This window comes from Candidiatus Paracoxiella cheracis (assembly GCF_049348705.1).
Taxonomy (GTDB): domain Bacteria; phylum Pseudomonadota; class Gammaproteobacteria; order Coxiellales; family Coxiellaceae; genus Paracoxiella; species Paracoxiella cheracis.
This window is the reverse complement of record NZ_CP186485.1, coordinates 937,041-963,903: the sequence shown is the minus strand read 5'-3', so window position 1 is coordinate 963,903 and position 26,863 is coordinate 937,041. Positions and strand designations below refer to the sequence as shown.

Below are 26,863 nucleotides of genomic sequence, written 5' to 3'. Positions count from 1 at the left end.
GATAGATCGGATTCTAATTACTCCTCTACCAGTTGCGTGTCGTGATTACTGTGCGCCTTATTCAATTCATCTGCCGACACGCTTGGAATAGTTTTACATAGTTTAACCTCAGTTCTGGATAACTGCGTATAAATTATTCTTTATATTGTTGGTTTTTATTCCTGGTTTGTTTGGTCGCCAAGAATAGGCAATTAGCGCTGCAAGGGTATTGACTAAAAAATTAATCGGACTACGATGACGCGAATGCTCAACATGATACAAGTTTTTCAACTGATCGATAATCGTTTCTACGATGCCACGTTGTTTTAGGAAAAACTTTTCAAATGCAGAAAGCATTTTGTTCTTCATATTTTTACGGACTTTTGTCACAAATTTTAAATCGTGTTTTGCCAAATCGTCCGCAAGATCTTTTCCAAGATACCCTTTATCGCCAGCGCCCAACCCCTTTAAATTAGCCATTAATTTTCTAACAACAGCGCGATCATCCACGTTCCCTTTCGTTAAACAAAAACGGATTAATTCCCCTTGATGATTAATCACAATATGTAGTTTAAAGCCGTAAACCCAGCCCATTGTGCTTTTACTGCGTTTAGCAATGCCTTTGAAAACCTTGTTTCGATAAATTCGTTTATTGTGGCATACGCGTAGTGTAGTTGAGTCAATATAATACAATCCCGTGTGTTTGCCCTTTCTCGAAAGCAAATAGGCGGCGAGCATCATTAGCGCTGCTGATTGGCAGGCGACAAAACGTGTGTAACTCAGCGCCGTAGGAAAATACTTCTTCATGTCTTGTAAAACACATCCACAATAAAAATCCTTAAATGTGCGATAGTGACTCATTTGAAACAACACAATGATGGTGCCAATTTCAGACAAGCTCATTTGCATCGCTCGATCTCGTTTTCTGTCTGGGTTCGGTAGCAAATACTTTGATTGACCTTTCAAATAATCCTTGCAAAAATCATCCATATCACAAAAAATCTCCGTGACCGGTGCCAACATGATTAACTCCTGTTACATTATTTAGCTGTAATTTTGGAGCTAAATTTTAGCGGTTCCGGTCTTTTTTTCAATTATTTCATTCACTTATTCCTTTTCTTATACAGAACTCAGGTTAGTTTATCTAATTCTTTTTCTTGTGCCAAATGCTTTGCATCAAGAAAAGTTTGCATGGGTGTTTTTCCATAACAACGCTCGCCGGAATGGGGCCTGACCTCATTATATGTTTTGATCCACGCATCAACGTCTTGTTGTAATTCTTCTAGGGAACGATATATTTTTTTTCGAAAAGCAACATCATAAAATTCTTGTTTAATCGTTTTATGAAAACGTTCACAAATACCATTGGTCTGCGGAGAACGTGCGCGTGTTTTCGAATGGTCAATGTCTTCAACTGCTAAATAAAGTTGATAGGCGTGGTTCTCAATTTTTCCACAATATTCCGTCCCGCGATCCGTGAGCATACGCAGCAATCGGATACCTTGCTCATTAAACCATGGCAATACACGTTCATTTAATAAATGAGCTGCCGTCATCGCTGTTTTCTCCGTGTATAACTTCGCAAAAGCGATTCTGCTATAGGTATCGACAAAAGTCTGCTCATAAATACGGCCAACGCCCTTCATCGTGCCAACATAATACGTATCCTGAGAACCTAAATAACCTGGGTGTTCTGTTTCAATCTCGCCGTGCGCTTCTTTTTCTCGTTTTGATTTTTCTAATGCTTGTCATTGTTCTTCCGTTAATAACATACCGTCTTGCGCCGATTTCGCTTCAAGCGCTTTTAGTCGCTTCTTAAAAGTCTCTAGATCATTACGTAGCCACACCGAACGAACTCCGCTGCTCGATACGATAATGCCTCGCGCCAGTAATTCATTGGCCGCACGTGCCTGACCTAACGCTGGGTTTTCAATAGCCAAAGCAATTACCCCTTCTTCTACATGTAGCGGCACTCTATTTTTTTCATTCGGTTTCTTCTTACTCATATCATGGAGTGCTTCTTCGCCACCATTTTCATAAAGTGTTTTGAAACGGTAAAAACTGTCGCGTGAATAACCCATAACCTTACAGGCTTGTGAAACATTTCCCAATTGTTTAGACAGCTCTAGTAAACCTAATTTGGGTTTGATAATCTTTTCGGATACACTGGTCATAATGACACTCCTCGTGTTGGTTGTTTAAGGTTGGTCAATTAAATTTTACTCTAACTGACCAGGAGTGTCAGATCAAGTCTGAAGGTTTACATTTTATCACCCTCCATAAATCCTTTTAATGCACCAATATAGAAAACGTTAGGCATAAATAACACACGACGGCAATGTAACTCAGCCAATTCCATGCTCTGATCCTAGTCTTAACCGATTTATATAAAACACTCATCTTTATACCCTCTTGGTTTCCTTAGATAATGTGTGGGACAATGACTAACATCGATGCCCAAACTATATTGATACTAATGACTGTAACGAACATCCAATTTTTCACTTTTCCAATCCTTTCGTATTTGTCTATCCTTAGCTTCCTTGTTTGAGATACCTAGGCACTTCCATATGCCATTTGGTATCTCAAGTCGATTTCCTTATCCAATCCCTATGTGCAAATATTAAACAAATTGGGGCTGTATAAAAATCGGATATCTCATCGTCATTCTGTAAGTAATTTCTTACAAATTTATGTTATTATAGTGATTTATAACGTTTTTTAAGCGCATGGGCGAGCGCTGAAACAGGCATCTAATTCCCTCTCAGATGCTATGGCAAAGCTATCTATTTATTATCCGCCCGATATCCCTTGTCTCTCACCGTACCCCCCCCGGCGGCACAATTCATACCTCCATGTTGCACAACGTTTTATAACAACGGAAGTTTGATTTCAAGCAGACACCCTTGTACCCTTGATAACTCACCTGCCCCGGTGGCACAGTTGGATAGCGCAGTCCCCTCCTAAGGGACAGGTCGCAGGTTCGAATCCTGCCCGGGGCACATTCATCTTTGAAATAGCAATTGAAATTCCAACTAAAACTCTATCGAACACCGACAACCTGAATCCCTTGTCCCGCTAAAAAAAAGCTGCTAACGTTTTAAAAAAAATCAGTTTGAGGAAAAATAATGGAAACACGTACCGAATCCGACAGCATGGGCACAATCGAAGTACCTGCCGGTCACTATGGCGGCGCACAAACGCAACGTTCGTTGATTAACTTTCCGATTGGCCGCGAAACCATGCCACCGGAGCTCATACGTGCTTTTGGCATCCTTAAAAAATCAGCCGCGCTGACGAATGAAGAACTCGGCAAATTGCCTAAAGACAAAGCCAAACTCATTGCTCAAGCGGCCGATGAAGTCATCGCCGGCAAATTAAACGATCACTTCCCGCTTAAAATTTGGCAAACAGGCAGCGGCACGCAAACAAACATGAACACCAATGAGGTCATCAGCAACCGCGCGATTCAGATTGCCGGTGGCGAGATGGGGAGCAAAGATCCCATCCACCCCAACGATCATGTCAACATGTCACAATCTTCAAACGATACCTTCCCCACTGCCATGCACATTGCGGTGGGTGAAATGCTTAATCATCAATTAATTCCAAGCGTTAAAATGCTACGCAATGCGCTTGCTAAAAAACAAAAAGAATTTGAAGACATCATCAAAATTGGCAGAACACATTTACAAGATGCAGTGCCTTTGACACTCGGCCAAGAATTTTCAGGCTATGTCACACAACTTGATCACGATCTCGAAGCGATTCAAAACATTTTACCCAATGTGTATCGACTAGCGATTGGTGGGACTGCTGTCGGCACTGGCCTAAACACACACCCGCAATTTGCTGAAAAAGTTTCTGCACATATTGCTGAGTTGACACAACTACCCTTCGTATCTGCCAAAAATAAATTTGCGGCCATGGCTGCACACGATGAACTAGTTTTAACGAGTGGCGTTTTAAAAACATTAGCCTGCTCACTCATGAAAATTGCAAACGACATACGTTGGCTCGCATCGGGACCCCGTTGCGGCATTGGCGAATTAACCTTGCCAGCAAATGAACCTGGTTCTTCTATCATGCCTGGCAAAGTGAATCCCACCCAGGCAGAAGCAATGACGATGGTCTGTGTCCAAGTCATGGGTAATGATGTCACGATTACAATAGCAGGCTCACAAGGCAATTTTGAGCTAAACGTGTATAAACCGGTTATCGCTTATAATTTAATACAATCTATTTATTTATTGGGAGACAGTTGCCGCTCATTCACCGAACACTGTGTTGTCGGTATTGCTGCTAACAAAAACAAAATCAATGAACACTTACAAGACTCATTGATGTTAGTGACTGCATTAAATCAAGTTATCGGTTACGACAAAGCCTCTAAAATTGCTAAAAAAGCCTATAACGACGGCACCAGTTTAAAAGAAGCCTGTTTGGCGTTAGGTTATTTAACGGCAGATGAATTTGACAAAGCAGTCGACCCAAGAAAAATGGTCAAGCCTGGCTAGAGCATGCCATCGGCACGTTCTTTTTCAACATAATCGATCCACTCGCGGGCAGTCTTGGCGTCGGGGTTGGCTTCTAGTGAACTTCTAAAGTTCGCCAAGGCACCGATTAAATTACCCAATGCATACTGACACAATGCTTTATTATAATAAGTGCTAAATTGATAGCCAAAATATTGTTGTGATTTTTCATAATACTTTATCGCGCGCTCATAGTCTTTGATCGCATGATAGAATAAGCCCACATCGAACAAGGTATCGTGTTGTTTTGGGATATAATAAAAATTAGTAGCAATTCTCTCCACGTTATGTGTAGAACTCTCGACTTGATCTGACAGTTGAGATTTATCGGACATATTTTCTGTCCGATAGATCGGATTCTAATTACTCCTCTACCAGTTGCGTGTCGTGATTACTGTGCGCCTTATTCAATTCATCTGCCGACACGCTTGGAATAGTTTTACATAGTTTATCTAATTCTTTTTCTTGTGCCAAATGCTTTGCATCAAGAAAAGTTTGCATGGGTGTTTTTCCATAACAACGCTCGCCGGAATGGGGCCTGACCTCATTATATGTTTTGATCCACGCATCAACGTCTTGTTGTAATTCTTCTAGGGAACGATATATTTTTTTTCGAAAAGCAACATCATAAAATTCTTGTTTAATCGTTTTATGAAAACGTTCACAAATACCATTGGTCTGCGGAGAACGTGCGCGTGTTTTCGAATGGTCAATGTCTTCAACTGCTAAATAAAGTTGATAGGCGTGGTTCTCAATTTTTCCACAATATTCCGTCCCGCGATCCGTGAGCATACGCAGCAATCGGATACCTTGCTCATTAAACCATGGCAATACACGTTCATTTAATAAATGAGCTGCCGTCATCGCTGTTTTCTCCGTGTATAACTTCGCAAAAGCGATTCTGCTATAGGTATCGACAAAAGTCTGCTCATAAATACGGCCAACGCCCTTCATCGTGCCAACATAATACGTATCCTGAGAACCTAAATAACCTGGGTGTTCTGTTTCAATCTCGCCGTGCGCTTCTTTTTCTCGTTTTGATTTTTCTAATGCTTGTCATTGTTCTTCCGTTAATAACATACCGTCTTGCGCCGATTTCGCTTCAAGCGCTTTTAGTCGCTTCTTAAAAGTCTCTAGATCATTACGTAGCCACACCGAACGAACTCCGCTGCTCGATACGATAATGCCTCGCGCCAGTAATTCATTGGCCGCACGTGCCTGACCTAACGCTGGGTTTTCAATAGCCAAAGCAATTACCGCTTCTTCTACATGTAACGGCACTCTATTTTTTTCATTCGGTTTCTTCTTACTCATATCATGGAGTGCTTCTTCGCCACCATTTTCATAAAGTGTTTTGAAACGGTAAAAACTGTCGCGTGAATAACCCATAACCTTGCAGGCTTGTGAAACATTTCCCAATTGTTTAGACAGCTCTAGTAAACCTAATTTGGGTTTGATAATCTTTTCGGATACACTGGTCATAATGACACTCCTCGTGTTGGTTGTTTAAGGTTGGTCAATTAAATTTTACTCTAACTGACCAGGAGTGTCAGATCAAGTCTGAAGGTTTACACCTCAGATATCGGGCTGTTATTCCAGGAATATTTTCCCTGATACTTATAAAATTCTTGTTGAATACGCCACAAGATCGATTCAGAGAGTGTTTTGCCTAAATTCACTATTTTAAATCAGTGTTATTTATTATTTTTTCAAGTATACAGCTTAATTATTAAGAAATTATTAAGGGCGCCTCTGAAAATTGTTAGTTGAGACGGAATGAATATTTGCTTGTTGGAATTAGAAAAAGAATTTCAATTGCGTGTGAATTTTCATCACAATCCCTTACCAATACGATTCCAACGTATGGTATGATGCTGCGAATCCCAGCTTAACCAAATAAATAAGGCTCTGCCTATAAAATTTTTGGCCGGCACGAATCCCCAAGAACGGCTATCATCGCTGTCATCGCGATTGTCGCCCATCATAAAATATTCGCCTTTTGGTACCACTAAATTTTTAAAACTTCTTCCTGGGCGATCGGGACGAATAATAATAAAATGCTTAATGCCGTTTAAATCTTCTTCATATTTTTTAACTTTCCAAGTTTCATTACCTGGGCCGATTTCTACAGAATCACCCATGAACTTCTGAGATTGTTCTTTACCGTTAATGTATAAAACTTTATTAATATAACTAATATGATCACCAGGAACACCAATCACGCGCTTCACAAATGTAACCGCTGGATTCACCGGCCAACGAAATAAACCAATTTGACCAGTTTTAGGATTTCCAACATGGATAAATTCCTTATTCCATAGAGGAATTCGCAACCCATAGTCGTATTGATTCACTAAAATCATATCACCCGGAATGATCGTGGGTTCCAACGAACCCGTAGGTACCCGATAAGGCTGAAACAAAAAAGCACGAATTAATAATACAATTAATAAAACAGGAAAAAATGATCGTGCGTACTCGATGATGATGGGATGTTTAACTTCACCACTTGATGCACCATATTTTTTGCGTTGGCGTGCACGCATGATAATATCGACAAGACAAATAACACCAGCGAAAATCGTGATTAGAGAAAGAATATTTAAAAAATCAAAATACATCTATATTTCCATCTCATACATTTGGAACATAATAAACGGCTGTCCCACGAAAAACATAAGCTGCCTGCGATGAAGGAACACCACCTGACAGAGTATGACCAACCAAGCTCACAATAATTCCATTAGCCCCAACTTTTCCTGCCAACTGTTGAGCATATTGTAGTAACGCAGTTTGCTCCTGAGGAGTTGGCTTCACCGAATGCAGCATCACACTCACATGACCAATAGCTTTATACCCAACAGGCAATGTTCCCTCATTTAAAAAACTGACACTCTGAGCATCAACAGGCGCCATCAACTGCCCAGTCGGCAGCACTATCCCGGCGGGCTTATCTGGCTTAGAAGGTACTAAAAAATAGACAATAACCACTACAATGAAAGCCACTATAATGGAAATAGTTGTTCGTTTGCCTGCTTCAGTATCCAATGGAATTATCCTCAGATTTATAATCTGTCCACACTTTATCATGCTAGGCTAATGTTTCCAAGATAGATTTTGCCCTATTCTTTTATTCATAAAGCAAGGGATCTCAAAATATCAATATGCTATAATTCTCTAACCAATAATTAATATAATATATAGGAGTAGCCTACTATGAAAAAGTCACTTATAGTAGCATTAGGCACTGGCTTAGCAGTAAGCCTGTCAGGCCTCTCAATTGCAAGTACGCAAGTTCAAACGAATCCATTCCAAACCAGTGCAGTTACCAGCCATACTCAGAATGTGAAACAAAAAGGCACTTCAGGAAAAACCTCACAATGCATGAAAATGAAAAAAAATGGCAAGTGTGGCACGGGCAAGTGTAAACATAAGAAAGGTGGCAAGTGCGGCACTGGTAAGTGTAAAGGAAAGAAATAAAAAATTTAATAAACTAGGGGGCTTAATAAATGCCCCCTAGTTTTTTAGGCTCACATCGCAAGGGAAGATAAACGGGACTGTTTATTAGTTTGTGTAAATCGCGTCAGTCAGAATTATGAATCAGCCATTGTGTTAACTGATTTTTTAATTTTATCAAAAACTACATTGCGTTCAAATTAATTTCCTCTCTTATGAATTTTAAGTTTTATACAAAATCCGCCAGGCGATCTTCAAACATAAGGGCAAAACGATTCATGGCGGCACCCCAGTCTCGAATCGGCATGGTCCATTTTTTGGCTATATTTTTTAACCCTAAATAGAGTTGTTTTAAAGCGGCATCGTCCGACGGAAAAACTCGTTTATTTTTAATAACTTTTCGGATACTCATGTTCAGTGATTCAATAGCGTTAGTGGTATAAATCACCCTCCGAATTTCTGCCGGATAAGCAAAAAATGGCACAATGCGCTCCCAATGAGTCAACCAACTTTTGGCAATCGAGGGAAATTCAGCATCCCATTTCTCAGAGAAACTCGTCAGCGCCAATTCTGCTTCTTCAACCGTACTGGCCGAATAAATAGCTTTTAAGTCAGCGGCCACTTCTTTTTTCTTTTTCCAACCCACATAGCGCAATGAATTCCGCACCATGTGTACAATGCAAAGCTGTACTTGAGTGTTAGGATACACAGCGCCAATCGCATCAGGAAAGCCCGTTAGCCCGTCAACGCAACAAATCAGGATATCTTCTAGGCCTCGATTTTTTAACTCCGTTAATACATTCAACCAGAATTTAGCGCCCTCATTTTGGCTAATCCAAATACCTAGCAATTCTTTTTGCCCATCGATATTAATTCCTAAAGCCAAATACAATGCCTTATTGATAACCTTTTTATCTTGCTGCACTTTAATCACTAAAGCGTCCAAATACACAATCGGATACACCTTGTCCAACGGACGACTTTGCCAAGCCTTCACTTCTTCAATCACTTCGTTGGTTACTGTAGAAATGAGACTCGAACAAATAGTTGTGCCATACAAATCTTTCAACTGATCTTGAATATCACGGGTAGTCATACCCCGTGCATAAAGACTCATAATTTTGTCATCCAAATCATCAAAGCGGGTTTGATGTTTTGGAATCAATTGCGGTACAAACTCATTGTTACGATCACGAGGAACCTCAATGGTCATCTCGCCATCTGTTGTTTTGATCGTTTTTTGGCTGTGCCCATTGCGGGAATTACCACTATTGTTGCCAGACACTTCGTGTTTTGCATAACCCAGCGCGTCCGTCAGCTCCCCTTCCAGAATACGCTCCGTCAGTGCCTTTTTTAACTCCTTTAACAAACCAGTATCACCGAAAATATCAGATGCGGTCTTGGTATGTTTGAGAAAATATTCCACAACCTGTGGATCTAATTTATTGGTTTTCATTGCCATAGTCAAAGACTCCGTATAATTTTAACGACCTTTCCCTGACTATCGCATTTACACAATCTTATTTACAGACCCTCTCAACTGTCAGATCAAGTCGAGAGTTCTACATATGTAGAACTCTCGACTTGATCTGACAGTTGAGATTTATCGGACATATTTTCTGTCCGATAGATCGGATTCTAATTACTCCTCTACCAGTTGCGTGTCGTGATTACTGTGCGCCTTATTCAATTCATCTGCCGACACGCTTGGAATAGTTTTACATAGTTTATCTAATTCTTTTTCTTGTGCCAAATGCTTTGCATCAAGAAAAGTTTGCATGGGTGTTTTTCCATAACAACGCTCGCCGGAATGGGGCCTGACCTCATTATATGTTTTGATCCACGCATCAACGTCTTGTTGTAATTCTTCTAGGGAACGATATATTTTTTTTCGAAAAGCAACATCATAAAATTCTTGTTTAATCGTTTTATGAAAACGTTCACAAATACCATTGGTCTGCGGAGAACGTGCGCGTGTTTTCGAATGGTCAATGTCTTCAACTGCTAAATAAAGTTGATAGGCGTGGTTCTCAATTTTTCCACAATATTCCGTCCCGCGATCCGTGAGCATACGCAGCAATCGGATACCTTGCTCATTAAACCATGGCAATACACGTTCATTTAATAAATGAGCTGCCGTCATCGCTGTTTTCTCCGTGTATAACTTCGCAAAAGCGATTCTGCTATAGGTATCGACAAAAGTCTGCTCATAAATACGGCCAACGCCCTTCATCGTGCCAACATAATACGTATCCTGAGATACCTAAATAACCTGGGTGTTCTGTTTCAATCTCGCCGTGCGCTTCTTTTTCTCGTTTTGATTTTTCTAATGCTTGTCATTGTTCTTCCGTTAATAACATACCGTCTTGCGCCGATTTCGCTTCAAGCGCTTTTAGTCGCTTCTTAAAAGTCTCTAGATCATTACGTAGCCACACCGAACGAACTCCGCTGCTCGATACGATAATGCCTCGCGCCAGTAATTCATTGGCCGCACGTGCCTGACCTAACGCTGGGTTTTCAATAGCCAAAGCAATTACCGCTTCTTCTACATGTAACGGCACTCTATTTTTTTCATTCGGTTTCTTCTTACTCATATCATGGAGTGCTTCTTCGCCACCATTTTCATAAAGTGTTTTGAAACGGTAAAAACTGTCGCGTGAATAACCCATAACCTTACAGGCTTGTGAAACATTTCCCAATTGTTTAGACAGCTCTAGTAAACCTAATTTGGGTTTGATAATCTTTTCGGATACACTGGTCATAATGACACTCCTCGTGTTGGTTGTTTAAGGTTGGTCAATTAAATTTTACTCTAACTGACCAGGAGTGTCAGATCAAGTCTGAAGGTTTACAATTTAGAAACTCACATTTTTTGATTATTGTCCTAACTGGCAAGGGATTTTATTTATCCAAAGTCCAATATAGTGTGTGTCCCATGCTATGTGTGCTTAGGACAGCTCCAGGAGCCGCGCGCTTTTCTTGGCCTTCAAGCTTTGTGTTATAGATTTTCTTACCAGCTCATTTTGACTTATACGGCATTTACAAGTTTGTAAATCAAACAAGGAGAGCTTATGATCATACCAATTAAAGTAGCTGTAGGAGATATTTAAATGGCAGTGTATAAACAAGTGTTTGGCGAAGGTGAAGATGTTGTACTCATTCATGGTTGGGGTTGTGATTTACGACATATGCAGCCTATTGTTGATATGTTATCTCCAAACTATCGAATAACTAATATAACCTGAGTTCTGTATAAGAAAAGGAATAAGTGAATGCAATAATTGAAAAAAAGACCGGAACCGCTAAAATTTAGCTCCAAAATTACAGCTAAATAATGTAACAGGAGTTAATCATGTTGGCACCGGTCACGGAGATTTTTTGTGATATGGATGATTTTTGCAAGGATTATTTGAAAGGTCAATCAAAGTATTTGCTACCGAACCCAGACAGAAAACGAGATCGAGCGATGCAAATGAGCTTGTCTGAAATTGGCACCATCATTGTGTTGTTTCAAATGAGTCACTATCGCACATTTAAGGATTTTTATTGTGGATGTGTTTTACAAGACATGAAGAAGTATTTTCCTACGGCGCTGAGTTACACACGTTTTGTCGCCTGCCAATCAGCAGCGCTAATGATGCTCGCCGCCTATTTGCTTTCGAGAAAGGGCAAACACACGGGATTGTATTATATTGACTCAACTACACTACGCGTATGCCACAATAAACGAATTTATCGAAACAAGGTTTTCAAAGGCATTGCTAAACGCAGTAAAAGCACAATGGGCTGGGTTTACGGCTTTAAACTACATATTGTGATTAATCATCAAGGGGAATTAATCCGTTTTTGTTTAACGAAAGGGAACGTGGATGATCGCGCTGTTGTTAGAAAATTAATGGCTAATTTAAAGGGGTTGGGCGCTGGCGATAAAGGGTATCTTGGAAAAGATCTTGCGGACGATTTGGCAAAACACGATTTAAAATTTGTGACAAAAGTCCGTAAAAATATGAAGAACAAAATGCTTTCTGCATTTGAAAAGTTTTTCCTAAAACAACCGATGCGCGCCATGGAGAGCGAAGCGAAGGCGCGTATTCCGCGGTAGGCTCGGATTTTTTGCCGAGCGTAAGCGACTGCAAAAAATCTTTACGAGCCGTCAAGTCATTTGAGAGCCCGTGCGTAGTCGAGCCGTGAGGTCGCGGAGCGCGGGCGACGAGGACGTCCGCGGCTATTTAAGTTGTCGCGTATTGCGAGTCGATTATTGACAGGGATGGCAATAATCTATCACGAGCATCGCGACACGCTTGGTGGCATCGTAGAAACGATTATCGATCAGTTGAAAAACTTGTATCATGTTGAGCATTCGCGTCATCGTAGTCCGATTAATTTTTTAGTCAATACCCTTGCAGCGCTAATTGCCTATTCTTGGCGACCAAACAAACCAGGAATAAAAACCAACAATATAAAGAATAATTTATACGCAGTTATCCAGAACTGAGGTTAATATAGACTTGCCAGGTAGAGGTAAAAGTGATTGGATTTCAAATATTAAAACGATTCATGATATGGCAGATGCTATACTATCCCATTTGCCTAAAAACGCCATTTATATCGGCTGGTCGTTTGGTGGGTTGGTGACTTTTTCTATCGCTGCAAGATATCCAGACCGTGTAAGTCAAATTATTGGTATTGCAACAACACCTAAATTTATTGAATCGGATAACTGGGAGGGGGTGCCAGCACCTGGATTTCAAGCAGGTTTTGAAGAAATTAAAAAGCTAGGATTTAATCATTTTTTCCGGGCGCATTATGACTTCGAATTTGCTAAATTTTACCCTAAGCCCGTGTCGTATCATCAATTGATTCAGTTATTAGACAATACACCGAAACAGGAGTTGGAAACATTGTTGCATGGTATTCACCTATGTGACTATACAGATTTACGTGCTGATTTTCAGACACTACAGTGTCCTATTGATTTACTTTTGGGAGAAAATGATAGCGCAGTTCCTTTGTCTGCACATGCTGCAATTAAATCACTTAATGACAATGTTTATTTGCATATAATACCAAATGCGCAGCATATGCCTTTTTGGACGCACCCAGCTGAGTTTCAGGATAAATTGCAGAATATTTTGGAGAAATAAGATGATTCTGGGGTATTTTCTTTATATTGGACTTTGGATAAATAAAATCCCTTGCCAGTTAGGACAATAATCAAAAAATGTGAGTTTCTAAATCTTAAGCTGTTTTTTGCAGCAATTCGTAGAATTGCTCAGGTGTAAAATTTATTTTATCCAACCATGATTTTACTATCCCAATCAAATCCTCTATTTTTTCAGGGTCTGAGTTTTGCGTCTTTTCTTCAGTCCTCTGAATCGTTTTAATTTTTGAGTTGCTATTTTTGAAAATAGCAGGATGTCGCGTGCGTTTCCCCTGCGTATCACCTTTGGTTCTGCCTTGCGGATTACCGCGTGGTTTGCAGAGATTAGCAGGCGTGCCAACGGTATCAAGCACCGTAGAAAAACCCCGTTGCGTTTGTGAAGGGGTCGCAGTTATTGATGGTTTTTCGTTATCCACTTGGAAGCTCGGCAAATACCGCTCCCATTTTTTCGGTAAAATCGGGGCAAGATTCCTCGCTAGATAAAGTTGCGTATACGCTAATGCTGTCATCCGCCACCAATCTTCTTCGTGCTTAACATCCGGTGTTTGGTATCGGTCAAATAACAGTTTGTCTTTACCAAAACGAAAGTAGTGTTCAATGTCATAGCGTCTATCGTAATAGTGATACGCTTCTAATGCTGTGATTTCATTACGTCGTTCACCAGCGAGTCCTAACCAGAGTGGATTTTTATATAAAGATTTACCGTTAGCATCAACCGCAACCAATTGCACAACAGTAACAGGATGCTCATATCCTTTAAATTGCTTTGAACCACGCAGTAATTGGTCACGCCATATTTTAATCTCCAATTGGTAAGTTTTGCCACTGCGGGTTGTAATGGGTTGCTGCACAATCTCATCGGATTCACGGTGAGTCGTGCTGTCGTTTAGTTTCATCGCATCACCATAGCGTTTTATACTTCCTGAGGTATTATCTTCTATTGATGCGGGCGCGAAAACATTACGGGTACTGTTAAAACGGAAAAGATGTACCCAATTGGGATTTTCGCTAACCAGTTTACGGCAAGCTTCTGTACCATATTTTGAATCAGCCACGCTAACCACCAATTTATGAGTAAGCGCTAAGTCTGCAATACAACGGTTAATTTGCTGCATCCCAACTACATTGCCTTTTTCATCGCTTTTAACGCGCCTCGTATCCAGTGGAACTAACCAATGCTTTTCTTGAGCTGCACCATCATTGGGCAATAGTGATACCGTTGAATATTCATGTCCAATGGTAATCGGTTTGTTACCCGGTGCTGGATTAGGGCTGTAAACCACATGGCGATCTTCAACACAGTGTGCACTTTGACGCGACTGTGGTGTCGTATCCGCAATAATGATCACACGGTCATCGCTATGACTCACATGTTCATATTGTATTTTCATCATGCTATCCCAACAATTTGCTACCGACAAACCATCGCTAATCGCATCGGTAATACTACTGTATTCACGTTCAAAGTATGGCGATTCACATAATTCTATGGGTGTTTTGCAGCGATGGCCATGGCTTGAAAGGGCATCGAGTAAATTCATATTGGCATCGCGTCGCGCGGGGAAGATGTTGTAGAGGAATGTACGGAATTGTTTTAGTTTTTCTGTCGCTAACATCGTTTGTTCCTTATTTTATTTTTTCGAACAAACGTTGTTTACAACGTAAAATTTTTTTTCGGTTTCTATGTCAAGCAATTTTTAATTATTTTTATAAATTTATCCAAAGTCCAATTTATATAAGAAACCCAATTTGAAAATTTCATCGGATACGTTTGGGAAAACTACCTTATTTCAAATTATCTTACAACTTTTGTAGGTGTTCACGATTTGCGACACACGTTCGGACGTCGTTTACGAGCAATGGGTGTTTCGTACGAAGATCGACAAGACTTGGTATCGCGCATAGGAATAATAGAAAAGCGACATAGGCTGCTTCAAGTATTTGATTTTAAAAGATACAACCAGAAGAAGAAGATTTTTCTTCCAAGATTAACCCATTGATTTATAGTCACTTTCTCCTTCATATTCTCAACCACTTTTGGTGGCAGCACAGATTAATGGACGGTTTGCATCAGACAGCACTTTTTATATTTTTTCCCACTACCGCAAGGACAAGGCTCATTGCCACCCATCTTAGGTGTGTCACGTCGATAGGTGATAGACACTTGTGGCTCATTGCTCCATACTAATTTATCATTATTTGCTTCATGATGCATTGGCAGCATGGGCTTATGCGTTTCTTCTTGGAAACATGCCCACCATTTCATGTTCTCGATGACGTCATCAATGAGTGTCATATGGGGATTTTTATACAGTTCACGATCCAAAGCTGCTTCTTTTCCTAATGCTATCACTTCATCAACCCATTTTAGGTCAATACTCCAGGTGTCTACTTTGTTTCTCCTGAAGGCATCTTGTATGTCAGTATACAATTCTTCAGGGTAGATGTCGCAGGCTGCATTTACCAAACAGGTGCTTGCCTCATCATCTTCAATGAAAGCCGGATGATGAAATAATCCTTTCAAATAATTGACTACCCAGGTGCGTTCTACAATATTTTCTTTAACCAACAATAATAGTGTTTTTAAGGCAGCATTTCTCGACCAGTGATCCACGTTGGGATTTTCTATCAGAGACTGAAGCGCTTTAAGATTTCCGTCATACAATGACGCTAAAATGCGATGGAAATCTTCAGTAATGGTATCACCCAATAATTGATCGGGCCAATCGTCAGGGAGAATGGTAATTTTGATGGCAAGTGGAAATGCCTTTTTTTCACGAAAACTTGCAAGCAGAAATAAGGCATACAAATGACCGAAGAAATCCTGCTCAACGAGTTGTTGATAGCCTTGCAGCGTTTCTTCTAATAACGCTATCAACATGGGTGTTATTTTTGCTTTTTGGTTAATTGCCGCGTTAATAGCGGCTTCTGGGAAACCTCTCGTCCAATAACGAAGATCATCGATGATATCGTCAAGGGTGTTTATTTCATGCGCTTGTCTGGGTTGTTTTTTTTCTGATAGATCGTCACATAGTAATTCTTCTTGCTTGCTTGCTTGTTGTATTCTTACTTAACGGCATACCAGAAAATAATGATTTCGCCAGACCCCAATTATTTGGGTTTTTTGCCTGCTTTAAAATATCATCTTCCACTGCCAACATCGTTTCTTTAATCGCTTGTATATCTGATAAATATTTTTCAGTTTCCATCCAGGTTAGGAAGTTAATCAGTACAAGTGCTGCTTGAGAAAAAAAAGCATCATCTGCCATTACTTTTCTTGGCATAATATTGAGAAGTACATCAGAAACTGCGTCAGACATCCATTGCCCGGGTTTTTGCAAGTAATAGCTATAACAAAAATCACAAAAGCTACTAAGAATGAAGGGAAATTCTTCGAGTGCTTTTTTAGATAACGCTAACTTGGCAACTTCGCTTTTTAAAAAACAATCGCCGTAATATTGAGACCACTGTTGAATTAATTCCAATGAGTCATCAGAAAACTCTTGGTCAACCGTTGCAAGACTTGAAAATTTAGAATCAAAAGAAACGTTATTTATCATGTTTACTCCATCAATGCCTCAAGCATGGGTTTGCTTTTTTGCTTTGGTTTATTTTTCGAAAACAAATTTAACAAGCTTGTTAATAACTCAGATAATAGTTCCGTCATGATATAAAAATCCGCATCAAATTGTTGTTCTAGCGTTTCGCCATAATTATCTTTTGCTCGATTTAATATTTCATCACTGTATTTCATATTTTTTAATGTGAAATCGTCAACTAGTATAAAATTAATCTTATCCTGCCAATTTAAAGATAATTGTTGCACCTCGCAACCATCTTTCAATAACGATTGAATGGCTGAGGCTGATAAATCTTGTTGTTGACAACGAATAATTCGAGTTTCTTGGTTTGGATCTCGTAATACACAATTTTTCTCAATTGAAAATGACCGTGGACAATCATCATGTAAAAGCCATTGTGTTAATATCGGTGAAATTTTTTTAGTTTCGATGGTTTGATAACAAACTTTATCCATTGAACGCTTAAACAAATTGAGGAATTTTTCTACTTTAGATGGGGTGGTTGTATCGATAATTAACCACTTATTTTTAGTATAGATGGTGGCATAGATGCGAGAGAATTTACTAAATGCTCTTGGTAACAAAGTGTGGATGATTTCATCTTTGAGTGCGAATTTTTCTTTTTGAGACACTTTTCTATCTTGAGTGGCTGCAATCGTTTTTATTCTCTCATCCAGTTCTTGTCGCACAACAGCAGCAGGTAAAACTTTTTCTTCGAGTTGCAGACACATCAGCAGATAACCATTGGCTGCATGGACTAATGGTGCATCCTCTTTATCAATAGGAGATACCCATCCGGCGCTAGAAGGCATGCTTGGCAAACAGGATTTAAATGACAATTGCGCCAATTGTTCTTCGAGCCTATCCGGTTTATAGAGGACGGGATCTGATAACTGAAAAAGAGTTGCTTGTTTAAACCACATCGTCATGAGTCTCCGTGATGAGCCGTTTCTTTTTAGCTGACCGCGCGCGTGCCGCTAACTCAACGTCGATATAGCGATCAGTGATCGCACCGGAACTGTGACCTGCATCATCACGCACGTGTTCGCGTGGACGGTGCTTAACATCCTCTGATATGCCGGTATGACGTAGCCAATGTACGGTGGCTGAATATAAGTTTTGTGCTTCTTCTGGATCGGGTTGACTTAATTTTTCAGCTGCCGCATCAAAGCAAGCTTGCACTAATCGTCGAATAGTGCGCTCATCGGTCATTGGTTTATTTGGATTGGTAATATGGCCGATTAATGGAGTATTTTCGTCTAAAGTAGGGTAGGGAGGTAAGTTCAAATACTCCATTCGATAGTATTGGAGTGCTTTGAGCATGTCAGGGCTGACAGCGATTTGTCGAGCCTTATTGCCTTTGCCCACCGTTTTAAACCACCAATTCCCATCAGTATCTTTAAAGAAATCGCCCATCGTGGGCGTCCAGCGTGAGCTCGCTGTTAATTCTGAAATTCGTAAATACATCCCATACAGGCAAGATAATATGAACACCGTGCGTTCCTGCTTCGGGTCTTTCTTGGCATTATGTTTTGCAAGGTTAATCACCGTTTGCCATTGCTTGTTAGATAATCGACGGATAATGGGTGCTGTTGATTCTTGGCGAATAAATTTACTTTTTTGACGGATTAACGCGACGGGATTGACGGTTGCCACTTCTTCTTGCAAGCAATAGTTGAAAAAACTACTTAAGATAGCAAACAACGCTTTTAAGGCTTTTTGAGAAAATTGATAATCATCCTTGCTGGGAGTTTTTCCTGCTTTAACGTCTTGTTTGCTTAAGGAGATTTCAAAAGGTCGCCATGTTGGATTCGGTATTTTTAATCCATCTTTCAATACAAATCTTGCCACTGTTTTCGTGCCAATCCAACGTTTATAGGGTTTAATGCAGAATTCGATAAAGGCCTCAATATCGTCGCGTTTGAGTTTTAAAATCGATTTTTCATGAATAAACCAACTCCATTGAATGAGTCGTTCAATTTCGCGTCGATAGGCAATAAAGGTTTGTGAGCTACCTCGGTAACTGTACAGAAAATTTAAAGCAATCCTATAATCGTTGATTGCAAAGGATGGTACATTAACTGTTGCTTTCGAAAAGCATTGATCAAGCCAGTGTTTAATAGGCTGGCGAACATTTTCTGTATTGTAAATTAATCGATGAAACTCGATAAATTCAGCTAATGTGTCAAACACCGGTATAGGATTACAATATTTAATTACCATGAGCTAACTCATCAAGCGCTATTCCCGTGACTCGGTACACCGTCCATTCATCCATCGGTTTAGCACCTAATCGTTTATAAAATCCAATGGCATCTTCATTCCAATCCAATACCCACCATTCTAAACGTCCACAATTTCTCTCAATAACTAAGCGGGCTAGAAAACTCAACATTTTCTTTCCGATACCAAAGCCACGTGCTTTTGGCTTTACATATAAATCCTCAAGATAAATGCCAGGGTTACCGAGAAATGTTGAGAAATTATGAAAGAAAAGGGCAAAGCCGACAGCCTCTTCGTTAAGATAAGCAATAATCACTTCAGCGTAGGCCTTCTCACCAAATAAGGTTTCTTTTAATATTTCTTCAGTAGCAATCACTTCATGCTGTAATTTTTCATATTCGGCTAATTCGCGAATAAACGACAGAATTAAAGGAATATTTTCTTTACTTGCAAATTTTATGTTGAATGTATTATGCATTGTCACCCAAGTTTAAATACTGTTTAGGAAGTTTTTGTGCCTCTCGAAGTAACGTTAGCCTATCCCATTTGTTTTTAATTGTTTGACAAATCAACCAATAGCGGTGTGTCGGTGAATTCACAATATCCAACACTAACGCCCAGTCTGCCCAAGCCGCTTTTCCAGATAACATGATAGATTTGTCATGGTATTGATGTTCTTCAACCCAACGTACTGCGAGTTTAAGCCAATGTCGATTGGTTCCATCGCTTTTAAACAAGGGATCAGATCCAAGCTGGTGATTCATGGCTTTTTTAAAGTCATCTAAAATGCTTTCTGTCAATGGTTTCAATGTAAGCAACTCTTCTCCCATATTCCAGTACATTTCCAACAATGCCTGCTCTTTAATGACAGAAATATTATCTCGATAGTTTTCAATATGACCTACAATACCTTTAAATAAGTCATCATAAGTTGAGTCTTTATTCATCGGCGTTCTCTGCAACTAGGCTATTTTCTTTTTGATGATGAATTAATGATTGTGGCAACTCCTTTAATTTAGATTCCAAAAAGGCTTTGATTTCTTCGCTGGTAGGTAGTTCTAATTTGTATTTTGAAATGTATAAATGGTTATCTATCCCGCCTAATGCATATTTTGCGAGAGCTTCATTCTTTTCAGTACACAGCAATAAACCAACAGGCGGATTGTCATTTGAGTGCATTTCATTTTCTCTGTAGTAATTAACATAGGTGTTTAGCTGACTGACATGATCATGATGGAGCTCATTTATTTTGAGCTCTATTAAAAAATGACATTTTAAGATGCGATGGTAAAGCACTAAATCGACAAAAAAGAATTGATCACCTATCAATATTTTTTTATTACTCGCTTCAAAACAAAAACCGCGCCCCATTTCCAAGAAAAATTTATTTAACTGATTGAGGAGAGCTTTTGCTAAAGTCGCTTCGTTAAAATCATCATAATTGACACCGACAAACTCGAACATATAAGGTTCACGGATCACATCTTTAATATCATGTGCATATGTACCCGTCTCGACCATTTTGGCTATTTTTGTTTTATCTTTAGAGTAACCAAAGCGTTCGTAATAGAGTGTGCTAATTTGTCGACGTAATTCTCGAGAGCCCCAGTTGCTACGTATACTTTCTATCTCATAAAAGCTGCGTTTAAGTGGTTCATCAATCTTAATGAGTTCCACAAAATGGCTATAAGAAAGCCCACTGACAAGCTGCTCACAGGGTAATCTTGGTGTTTCTGGATCGATGGATTGCGTTATTTTCGCGGGAGATTTGGTAGACGGTGTCTGCCAAATGATGGATGGTAATAAGTGCTTATCTTGTAACTCGTTTAATTGGGCAGACGCTGTCTGCCCAATTTCTGGATAAGCTTCATAAAACTGCCTATATTGCCTTAAGCTACGACTGGCGGTTGCCGGAATATTGGCTTTTTGGAGGTCTTTGGCGAGTGTCTGCAGTAGCTGGGTACCGTACTGAGCACGATCTTGTCCATCTTGTTCATATTCTTTTATGTAGAAGCCAATAAACCAGTTGCGCAATGTTAGCGCCATGTTGACAGAACGGCCAGCCTGGCGAGAAAAGGCATGATGTATGTCTTTGATGATTTTCCCTAATTCTTTATAATCGAGTGCCATAAGAAATCCTGTTTTTAAAAGACAGACCCATTCTGCGGTCAGTGCCAGCAGAATTTAAGAACAGATCACCTATAGGTAAGATCGTAGACATAGGCTTTATTTCCTTTTTTACTAACCCATTCACCTTCTGGAGGTAATTCACCCATTTCATTGAGAGCAATGCCCCAAGGAATACCACGGATGCTTTTATTGCTGTCGATACAAATCCAGCCAAAGCCATTCATGGTTGTGATCCACAAATCAGCATCATCACGTTTCCATGATGGCTTTCCGTCAATAGGTTCAGATGGGTTAAAACGATATGTGACAGCATCCACTCGTCATGTTAATTCAAAGATTGGTTGTTGTTCTGTTTTAGCGCCCATCATATTCTCCCAGTAATCTATATTACTGGGTTTTTGATGACGTCACAAGCCATTTCTTGTTAGAATCATCAAACCATGGCGAATACCACAACCACACTATTAACTACCGAAGAACGCCGAGCTCTGTATGATTCACCCGTACTGAATGATCCCGAGCGCACTGAATATTTTACGTTTAATAATGATGAAGTCAAAACACGGAATAGTTTTAAAAAGCTGGATGATGCCATTTATTTCGCCATTAGCTTAGCATTCTTTAAGTTGAAATACACTTTGGTTAATTTTCGTTATCGTGATGTCACCTTGGAGCGCCAGCACGTCATGCAACGCTATTTCTCTAACCAGCCCACACCGCGCAGCTTTTCCAACAATAAAGATGTGATAGCGCGGATTGAAAATAAGGTATTGGAAACCGTTGGGTTTTCCCGCTTTCGAGGCCAAAAATCTGAAACAATCATAGCAATCTTACAGAAACAAGCGCCCCTTTATCCAAGGCAACGCCAATTATGCAAAGCACTATTGAATTTGCTTATCAAAGAAAATATCGCCATTCCTGCGCTCACCACGATACAAGATTGTGTCACACGCATTTGGAATAATGAACACTTTCGAATCATTAAAGCCTATTACCGATATACCAATAAAGTACAACGCGAGCTTGTCTTGTCGTTGCTGAACAAAACCGATGAAAAAAATTGCATCGTCAGCATTCGAAAAGACATGAAGCAATTCAACACGACGGATATTCATAAGGAATTGGATAAACACGAGCAACTAAAAGCCGTATTCTTTATTGCTAAAGTAGTATTGCCAAAACTCAATCTCCCTGCCGCCACCATTGATTACTATGCAAGCCTTATCAATTACTATAACGGGGCACGCTTGAAACAATTAAATTCGGATACGATCCATCTGTATTTATTGTGTTACAGTTATAGCCGGTTTCAAATCATCAATGATAATTTGCTCGAAGCCTTTCGAAAACGCACCTTAGATTACACGGCTAAAGCCAAATCTGAAGCCAATAATGAAGCTGCGAAATTTATTGACGAACTACAAACGGTGCGTCAAAAGGTACATGATTTACTCATGGTGATCAAAAACGATAAACATAAAACCAGTATCCCTAAGTCGAAATTGTTCCGTTGTGTTCCCGAATCAGAATTAGCGAGCACTGCGCAGATTCTATTAAGTGACAAACTCGATAAACACTTGTTGTTCTGGCTGTACATCGATCAGAATGCACATTGCATTGCGTTGAATCTCAGGCCACTTTTTCTGAATTTAGATATCTCAATTGTAAGAAACGATATGCTTAAAGAGGTGGTCACGTTTATGAAACAAAATGTTGGTGTTGATAACATCATCAGCGCACCACCTTATCTCATCGATTGGGTAAAGAAATCAAAGGAAGATTTCTCTTATATTGTTCACGATGGTGTCATTCATGCAAAAAGGCTTGAATTCTTATTGTATAAGCAGTTGGCACATCATATCGAAACTAATAAGCTGGTATTAGAGCATTCTATCAAACATAAAGCCATTGAAGATAATTTCATTAAACTGCCAAAATGGAAAAAAGATAAATCTAAATTATTGCAATCACTGCCCTACCCTAAACTACGTGATGCACCCAATACACTATTACAGGAAAAATAATACACGTTGAAGCAACTGTATCAAAAGGTCAACGCCGATATTCGCAATGGTGACAATTTAGATATTTTATTAAAGCCAAATAAACAGGGTGAATTAGTTTGGCGACTCCGTCCGCTTTAGCAAGCATCCGATCCCAATGACAGTTTATTTGCATCTTTCCCAAAACGCAGCATTGTTCAAGCGTGTCGCGATGCTCGTGATAGATTATTGCCATCCCTGTCAATAATCGACTCGCAATACGCGACAACTTAAATAGCCGCGGACGTCCTCGTCGCCCGCGCTCCGCGACCTCACGGCTCGACTACGCACGGGCTCTCAAATGACTTGACGGCTCGTAAAGATTTTTTGCAGTCGCTTACGCTCGGCAAAAAATCCGAGCCTACCGCGGAATACGCGCCTTCGCTTCGCTCTCCATGGCGCGCATCGGATGTGTTACAGTTTTCGGATGATAAAATTAAATTCTCACGCGTATTTGATTCCATTTTACCACGCTCGACTAAACAGCAACAAGATTGGACATTAATTTCACCAGTCGTATTAGCGAATGCGATCCGTATAGGAGTGCGTGGTATGGCTGAAGTCTGTGATTTAAATTTATCTGCATTACTCACCGCAGAAAATGCGTATGTACGAATGGAGACATTAACACAGGCGGTTCATCTGATTAATATTGCCATAGAAAAGTTAGAAATATTTAAGCACAATAATATTGATGGAAAACATCATGCAAGCTTAGATGGGTTAAAGCTGGGGACACGTATACAAAATATTGCAGCACGCCATTCACCAAAGTTTTTAGGCAAAGATGCCGGCGTTTCCGCTTATAATGTTATCTTCAATTATCTTTCATTAGCCAGTCGATTAATCAGTTCAAATGAGTATGAAGGAAACTTCACTTTTGAAGTGATGCATCATCAAAATACACAAGCATTTAAATTAGAACGTGCATCCACTGATAGACACGGGATGAACCCTCTCAACTTTGCTTTATTTGATTTAACCGATTTACTATACGCACCACGTATTCCAAAACCGCATAATGAAATGCTATGGGGCATGGGTTATCATGCTGAATATAACGACATGATTATTCGTCCTGATAAAATGATTAATAAAAATTACATCATTCACGATTGGGACAACATGCAACGTATGTTAGTGTCGATATTAACCGGTGAAGCCATTCCCAGCATTGTGATTGGCAAAATGTCGTCGGGAAACTATCGCAGCAAAACGAAATTGGCATTCACGCATTACAATCATATCGTACGTTCCGAATTCATTCTGCGTTATTTAGATAGCAAACTATTTCGCCATGCCATTGAATGTGCACTTAATCGAGGGGAAGCTTATAATAATTTGTATCGAGCCATCACATTACTCAACGGCGGAAAATTTCGGGGGCAAAGCGAAGCGGAAATGATGATTTGGGATCAATGCAGCCGTTTAGTGGCCGCGGTCATTTTGTATTACAACACCTATATTCTAAATCACCTCTATCTTAATGGGAAAACACAAGAAGAAAAGGATTTACTGATTGTCCTATCCCCCGGTGCTTGGGTTCATATTAATATGCTTGGGTATTATGAATTTTGCGGAATAGAAAGCAGTCAATTTGTCGACCAGTGTTTAGCCCGTTGGGATTGGCAACAGTCACTCAAGAATGGTTGAGAATATGAAGGAGAAAGCGACTATAAATCAATGGGTTAATTTTGGAAGAAAAATTTTCTCCTTCTGGTTTTATCTTTTAAAATCAAACACTTGAAGCAGCCTATGTCGCTTTTCTATTATTCCTATGCGCGATACCAAGTTGATCCTAGGTCCCGCAAAAGTCCCGCGGGCTTAAGCTGCGGTTCATTCATATCACTTAACATGCATATGTATTTGCATATATATAACATATAAGCTATATTTTAATTAGTTAAAGGAGATATGCTGCTAATGTGGGAGGTCGAATATACAGACGAGTTTGGTGCATGGTGGGATCAGCTAAATGAGGCTGAGCAAATTGATGTGACGGCAACGGTGGGATTGTTGGAACAGTTTGGACCCGGTTTGCGGTTTCCACATTCATCGGGCATCTCAGGATCAAGGCATGGTCATATGCGGGAGTTGCGTGTTCAACATCGAGGGAAGCCTTATCGTATTTTATATGCGTTTGATCCTAGACGGTCTGCTATTTTGTTAATTGGTGGAAACAAGACTGGAAAGGAAAATTGGTATGAAAAAAATATCCCAATGGCGGACGATTTATATGATCAGCATTTGGAAGAAATGAAAGGAGAGGTGTACTCATGACAAAATCATTTCGAGATTTAAGAAAAAAATTATCGCCAAAAGCACAAAAGCAAGCGGCAAAAAAAACGGCAGATATGATTGCAGCAATGCCTTTGCATGAGTTACGACAAGCAAGGCGATTAAGTCAGGAGCAATTGGCAAGTGCGTTAGAAAAAAAGCAAGGTAGCATTTCACGTCTTGAAAAGCAGACGGATATGTATATTTCTACGCTGCGTCGTTATATTGAGGCAATGGGCGGCACTTTAGATATTATTGCACGGTTTCCTGAGGGAGATGTCCACGTCAGCCAGTTTGAAGCAATTGGGGATGATCATGTGAATAAAGACAAGGTTAAAGCATGGCTGGTGTCCTGTCTTGAAGATGATTTAAAGGCAGAGCATAGTCCTTTTAATGATAATGGGGTAAAGGCTAGTTGGGGAGAGCACCAGGTGGATGATAAGAAAATTTATGGTGCTCTCTTAAAGAGCTATACCGGTAATGTGAGCATTATAATGGAACACATTAAATTGGAGGATAGTATTCAATTTGATGATGGTAAATATGATAAAGTGAAGTTGAATAACTTGATAGATTTAGTTGAAACAGTTTTCGTGCAAGGTGGCAATTACAAACTGGTTATGATTGATAATGATGATTTCAGATTGATAAAATATTAAAAGATTTACACTATGTTTTTAATTTTCTAAATTCTAGGGTGAGTTAGGTGGATTTGGTTTTTTTAATCTTGCCTGTCCACCTTCTTTTCTTCCTTCCTGCTCCTTTCTGCTTAGCACGACCGGTCACATGCGCAAGGGCTTCGCAAGTCACTGCGTGACCCTTGCGCATGCGCGTGCGGTCGTGCTGTTCCCTGTTCGCAGCCGAAAGAAAAAACTGCGTCCCACAATTTCCCCACCTCGGGGATATGGAAACCTTCAGGTTGTTAGGTAAGTTATTGATTTAATTGGCTCCCCGGGAGGGATTTGAACCCCCGATTAAGTGATTAACAGGACATAGGCTCAATGTAACCACAAGCGTGTCGCGATGCTCGTGATAGATTATTGCCATCCCTGTCAATAATCGACTCGCAATACGCGACAACTTAAATAGCCGCGGACGTCCTCGTCGCCCGCGCTCCGCGACCTCACGGCTCGACTACGCACGGGCTCTCAAATGACTTGACGGCTCGTAAAGATTTTTTGCAGTCGCTTACGCTCGGCAAAAAATCCGAGCCTACCGCGGAATACGCGCCTTCGCTTCGCTCTCCATGGCGCGCATCGATAGTCGATTACCTGTTTTTCTTCATCGAAACCTCGCTTCCTTTCAGAAACAGAAACAAAGTAGTGTTCATTATGCAAAGTAAGTTGATATTTTCCAACGAGCCCATTCACTGGCTGCAACGCCGAAAGCGACGCGCTTTTTAACTCTTGGAGATTCGCTTCTTTTTCAAGAGTGTCAAAGATGATTTTTTTTTGGGTTTCACTGACAGGATATACAAAC

At 40.1% G+C, this 26,863-nt stretch carries 25 protein-coding genes, 1 tRNA gene and 3 pseudogenes; 12 read left to right on the top strand and 17 right to left on the bottom strand.

Annotated features, from left to right (window positions below):
• Window positions 1-108: 108 nt before the first annotated feature.
• Together ACJMKR_RS05060 and ACJMKR_RS05055 are read right to left on the bottom strand one after the other, a co-directional pair.
• On the bottom strand, window positions 109-1,002 hold the full coding sequence (locus ACJMKR_RS05060) for an IS982 family transposase (RefSeq protein WP_423062298.1): 894 nt from the start codon (window positions 1,000-1,002) through the stop codon (window positions 109-111).
• Window positions 1,003-1,109: 107 nt separating this feature from the next.
• Window positions 1,110-2,153, bottom strand: a pseudogene (locus ACJMKR_RS05055) (IS481 family transposase).
• Between the two features lie 754 nt (window positions 2,154-2,907).
• Here ACJMKR_RS05055 and ACJMKR_RS05050 point away from each other — a divergent pair.
• Window positions 2,908-2,981, top strand: a tRNA-Arg gene (locus ACJMKR_RS05050).
• A gap of 126 nt (window positions 2,982-3,107) precedes the next feature.
• Window positions 3,108-4,496 carry a class II fumarate hydratase gene (fumC, locus tag ACJMKR_RS05045; RefSeq protein ID WP_423064055.1) on the top strand — a complete coding sequence of 463 codons (1,389 nt, stop codon included), beginning with the start codon at window positions 3,108-3,110 and terminating at the stop codon, window positions 4,494-4,496.
• Here fumC and ACJMKR_RS05040 read toward each other — a convergent pair.
• The 4 genes and pseudogenes from ACJMKR_RS05040 to ACJMKR_RS05025 all read right to left on the bottom strand — a co-directional run bounded on the left by ACJMKR_RS05040 (window position 4,493) and on the right by ACJMKR_RS05025 (window position 7,562).
• A complete protein-coding gene (locus tag ACJMKR_RS05040) occupies window positions 4,493-4,849 on the bottom strand; it encodes a hypothetical protein (RefSeq protein ID WP_423064054.1) in 357 nt (118 codons plus the stop codon). The genes fumC and ACJMKR_RS05040 overlap by 4 nt on opposite strands.
• Before the next feature lie 28 nt (window positions 4,850-4,877).
• Window positions 4,878-5,996, bottom strand: a pseudogene (locus ACJMKR_RS05035) (IS481 family transposase).
• A 350-nt stretch (window positions 5,997-6,346) separates the two neighbouring features.
• The gene (gene lepB / locus ACJMKR_RS05030) at window positions 6,347-7,135 is read right to left on the bottom strand and encodes a signal peptidase I (RefSeq protein ID WP_423064053.1); all 789 of its coding nucleotides are present in this window, start codon (window positions 7,133-7,135) and stop codon (window positions 6,347-6,349) included.
• A gap of 13 nt (window positions 7,136-7,148) precedes the next feature.
• Window positions 7,149-7,562, bottom strand: a complete 414-nt coding sequence (locus ACJMKR_RS05025) for a hypothetical protein (protein WP_423064052.1) — start codon at window positions 7,560-7,562, stop codon at window positions 7,149-7,151.
• 168 nt (window positions 7,563-7,730) lie between these two features.
• On the opposite strand from ACJMKR_RS05025, the gene ACJMKR_RS05020 reads away from it, so the two are divergent.
• Window positions 7,731-7,994: a hypothetical protein gene (locus tag ACJMKR_RS05020; protein WP_423064051.1), complete on the top strand. Its 264-nt coding sequence runs from the start codon at window positions 7,731-7,733 to the stop codon at window positions 7,992-7,994.
• 205 nt (window positions 7,995-8,199) lie between these two features.
• Here the strand turns inward: ACJMKR_RS05020 and ACJMKR_RS05015 are convergent, their stop codons facing one another.
• A complete protein-coding gene (locus ACJMKR_RS05015; protein WP_423062605.1) occupies window positions 8,200-9,432 on the bottom strand; it encodes an IS256 family transposase in 1,233 nt (410 codons plus the stop codon).
• A gap of 180 nt (window positions 9,433-9,612) precedes the next feature.
• A pseudogene (locus tag ACJMKR_RS05010) lies at window positions 9,613-10,732 on the bottom strand (IS481 family transposase).
• 348 nt (window positions 10,733-11,080) lie between these two features.
• Here ACJMKR_RS05010 and ACJMKR_RS05005 point away from each other — a divergent pair.
• The 4 genes from ACJMKR_RS05005 (at window position 11,081) to ACJMKR_RS04990 (ending at window position 13,114) form a co-directional block, all read left to right on the top strand.
• Complete coding sequence (locus tag ACJMKR_RS05005) at window positions 11,081-11,215, top strand: alpha/beta fold hydrolase (protein ID WP_423064050.1); 135 nt, start codon at window positions 11,081-11,083, stop codon at window positions 11,213-11,215.
• Window positions 11,216-11,322: 107 nt separating this feature from the next.
• Entirely contained in the window at window positions 11,323-12,072 is a 750-nt protein-coding gene (locus ACJMKR_RS05000) for an IS982 family transposase (protein ID WP_423064049.1), read from the top strand.
• A 165-nt stretch (window positions 12,073-12,237) separates the two neighbouring features.
• Window positions 12,238-12,465 (top strand): hypothetical protein, encoded by a 228-nt coding sequence (locus ACJMKR_RS04995; protein WP_423064048.1) that lies wholly within the window; start codon window positions 12,238-12,240, stop codon window positions 12,463-12,465.
• A 13-nt stretch (window positions 12,466-12,478) separates the two neighbouring features.
• Complete coding sequence (locus ACJMKR_RS04990) at window positions 12,479-13,114, top strand: alpha/beta fold hydrolase (protein ID WP_423064047.1); 636 nt, start codon at window positions 12,479-12,481, stop codon at window positions 13,112-13,114.
• 94 nt (window positions 13,115-13,208) lie between these two features.
• On the opposite strand, the gene ACJMKR_RS04985 is transcribed toward ACJMKR_RS04990, so the two are convergent.
• The 9 genes from ACJMKR_RS04985 to ACJMKR_RS04945 all read right to left on the bottom strand — a co-directional run bounded on the left by ACJMKR_RS04985 (window position 13,209) and on the right by ACJMKR_RS04945 (window position 21,289).
• A complete protein-coding gene (locus tag ACJMKR_RS04985) occupies window positions 13,209-14,747 on the bottom strand; it encodes a transposase (protein WP_423062352.1) in 1,539 nt (512 codons plus the stop codon).
• A gap of 437 nt (window positions 14,748-15,184) precedes the next feature.
• A complete protein-coding gene (locus tag ACJMKR_RS04980) occupies window positions 15,185-16,051 on the bottom strand; it encodes a DUF1186 domain-containing protein (RefSeq protein WP_423064192.1) in 867 nt (288 codons plus the stop codon).
• A gap of 106 nt (window positions 16,052-16,157) precedes the next feature.
• Complete coding sequence (locus tag ACJMKR_RS04975; RefSeq protein WP_423064046.1) at window positions 16,158-16,691, bottom strand: hypothetical protein; 534 nt, start codon at window positions 16,689-16,691, stop codon at window positions 16,158-16,160.
• A 2-nt stretch (window positions 16,692-16,693) separates the two neighbouring features.
• Window positions 16,694-17,635, bottom strand: a complete 942-nt coding sequence (locus tag ACJMKR_RS04970) for a recombination-associated protein RdgC (RefSeq protein WP_423064045.1) — start codon at window positions 17,633-17,635, stop codon at window positions 16,694-16,696.
• The gene (locus ACJMKR_RS04965; protein WP_423064044.1) at window positions 17,625-18,935 is read right to left on the bottom strand and encodes a tyrosine-type recombinase/integrase; all 1,311 of its coding nucleotides are present in this window, start codon (window positions 18,933-18,935) and stop codon (window positions 17,625-17,627) included. Before ACJMKR_RS04965 ends, ACJMKR_RS04970 begins: the two co-directional genes overlap by 11 nt.
• The gene (locus ACJMKR_RS04960) at window positions 18,925-19,413 is read right to left on the bottom strand and encodes a GNAT family N-acetyltransferase (protein ID WP_423064191.1); all 489 of its coding nucleotides are present in this window, start codon (window positions 19,411-19,413) and stop codon (window positions 18,925-18,927) included. The genes ACJMKR_RS04965 and ACJMKR_RS04960 overlap by 11 nt, the downstream gene beginning before the upstream one ends.
• A complete protein-coding gene (locus tag ACJMKR_RS04955; RefSeq protein ID WP_423064043.1) occupies window positions 19,406-19,882 on the bottom strand; it encodes a DUF1016 N-terminal domain-containing protein in 477 nt (158 codons plus the stop codon). Before ACJMKR_RS04955 ends, ACJMKR_RS04960 begins: the two co-directional genes overlap by 8 nt.
• A complete protein-coding gene (locus tag ACJMKR_RS04950) occupies window positions 19,875-21,065 on the bottom strand; it encodes a PDDEXK nuclease domain-containing protein (protein WP_423064042.1) in 1,191 nt (396 codons plus the stop codon). Before ACJMKR_RS04950 ends, ACJMKR_RS04955 begins: the two co-directional genes overlap by 8 nt.
• Before the next feature lie 65 nt (window positions 21,066-21,130).
• The gene (locus ACJMKR_RS04945; RefSeq protein ID WP_423064041.1) at window positions 21,131-21,289 is read right to left on the bottom strand and encodes a hypothetical protein; all 159 of its coding nucleotides are present in this window, start codon (window positions 21,287-21,289) and stop codon (window positions 21,131-21,133) included.
• A 216-nt stretch (window positions 21,290-21,505) separates the two neighbouring features.
• Here ACJMKR_RS04945 and ACJMKR_RS04940 point away from each other — a divergent pair, with 216 nt between their 5' ends.
• From ACJMKR_RS04940 to ACJMKR_RS04920, 5 genes are all read left to right on the top strand, one after another.
• Window positions 21,506-23,089 (top strand): DUF4158 domain-containing protein, encoded by a 1,584-nt coding sequence (locus ACJMKR_RS04940; protein WP_423064040.1) that lies wholly within the window; start codon window positions 21,506-21,508, stop codon window positions 23,087-23,089.
• A 324-nt stretch (window positions 23,090-23,413) separates the two neighbouring features.
• A complete protein-coding gene (locus tag ACJMKR_RS04935; RefSeq protein WP_423064039.1) occupies window positions 23,414-24,760 on the top strand; it encodes a Tn3 family transposase in 1,347 nt (448 codons plus the stop codon).
• Window positions 24,761-25,030: 270 nt separating this feature from the next.
• The gene (locus tag ACJMKR_RS04930; protein WP_423064038.1) at window positions 25,031-25,387 is read left to right on the top strand and encodes a type II toxin-antitoxin system RelE/ParE family toxin; all 357 of its coding nucleotides are present in this window, start codon (window positions 25,031-25,033) and stop codon (window positions 25,385-25,387) included.
• Window positions 25,384-26,043, top strand: coding sequence for an XRE family transcriptional regulator (locus ACJMKR_RS04925; protein ID WP_423064037.1), 660 nt, complete (start codon window positions 25,384-25,386; stop codon window positions 26,041-26,043). The genes ACJMKR_RS04930 and ACJMKR_RS04925 overlap by 4 nt, the downstream gene beginning before the upstream one ends.
• 498 nt (window positions 26,044-26,541) lie before the next feature.
• Window positions 26,542-26,787 (top strand): hypothetical protein, encoded by a 246-nt coding sequence (locus ACJMKR_RS04920; protein ID WP_423064036.1) that lies wholly within the window; start codon window positions 26,542-26,544, stop codon window positions 26,785-26,787.
• Window positions 26,788-26,863 lie beyond the last annotated feature (76 nt).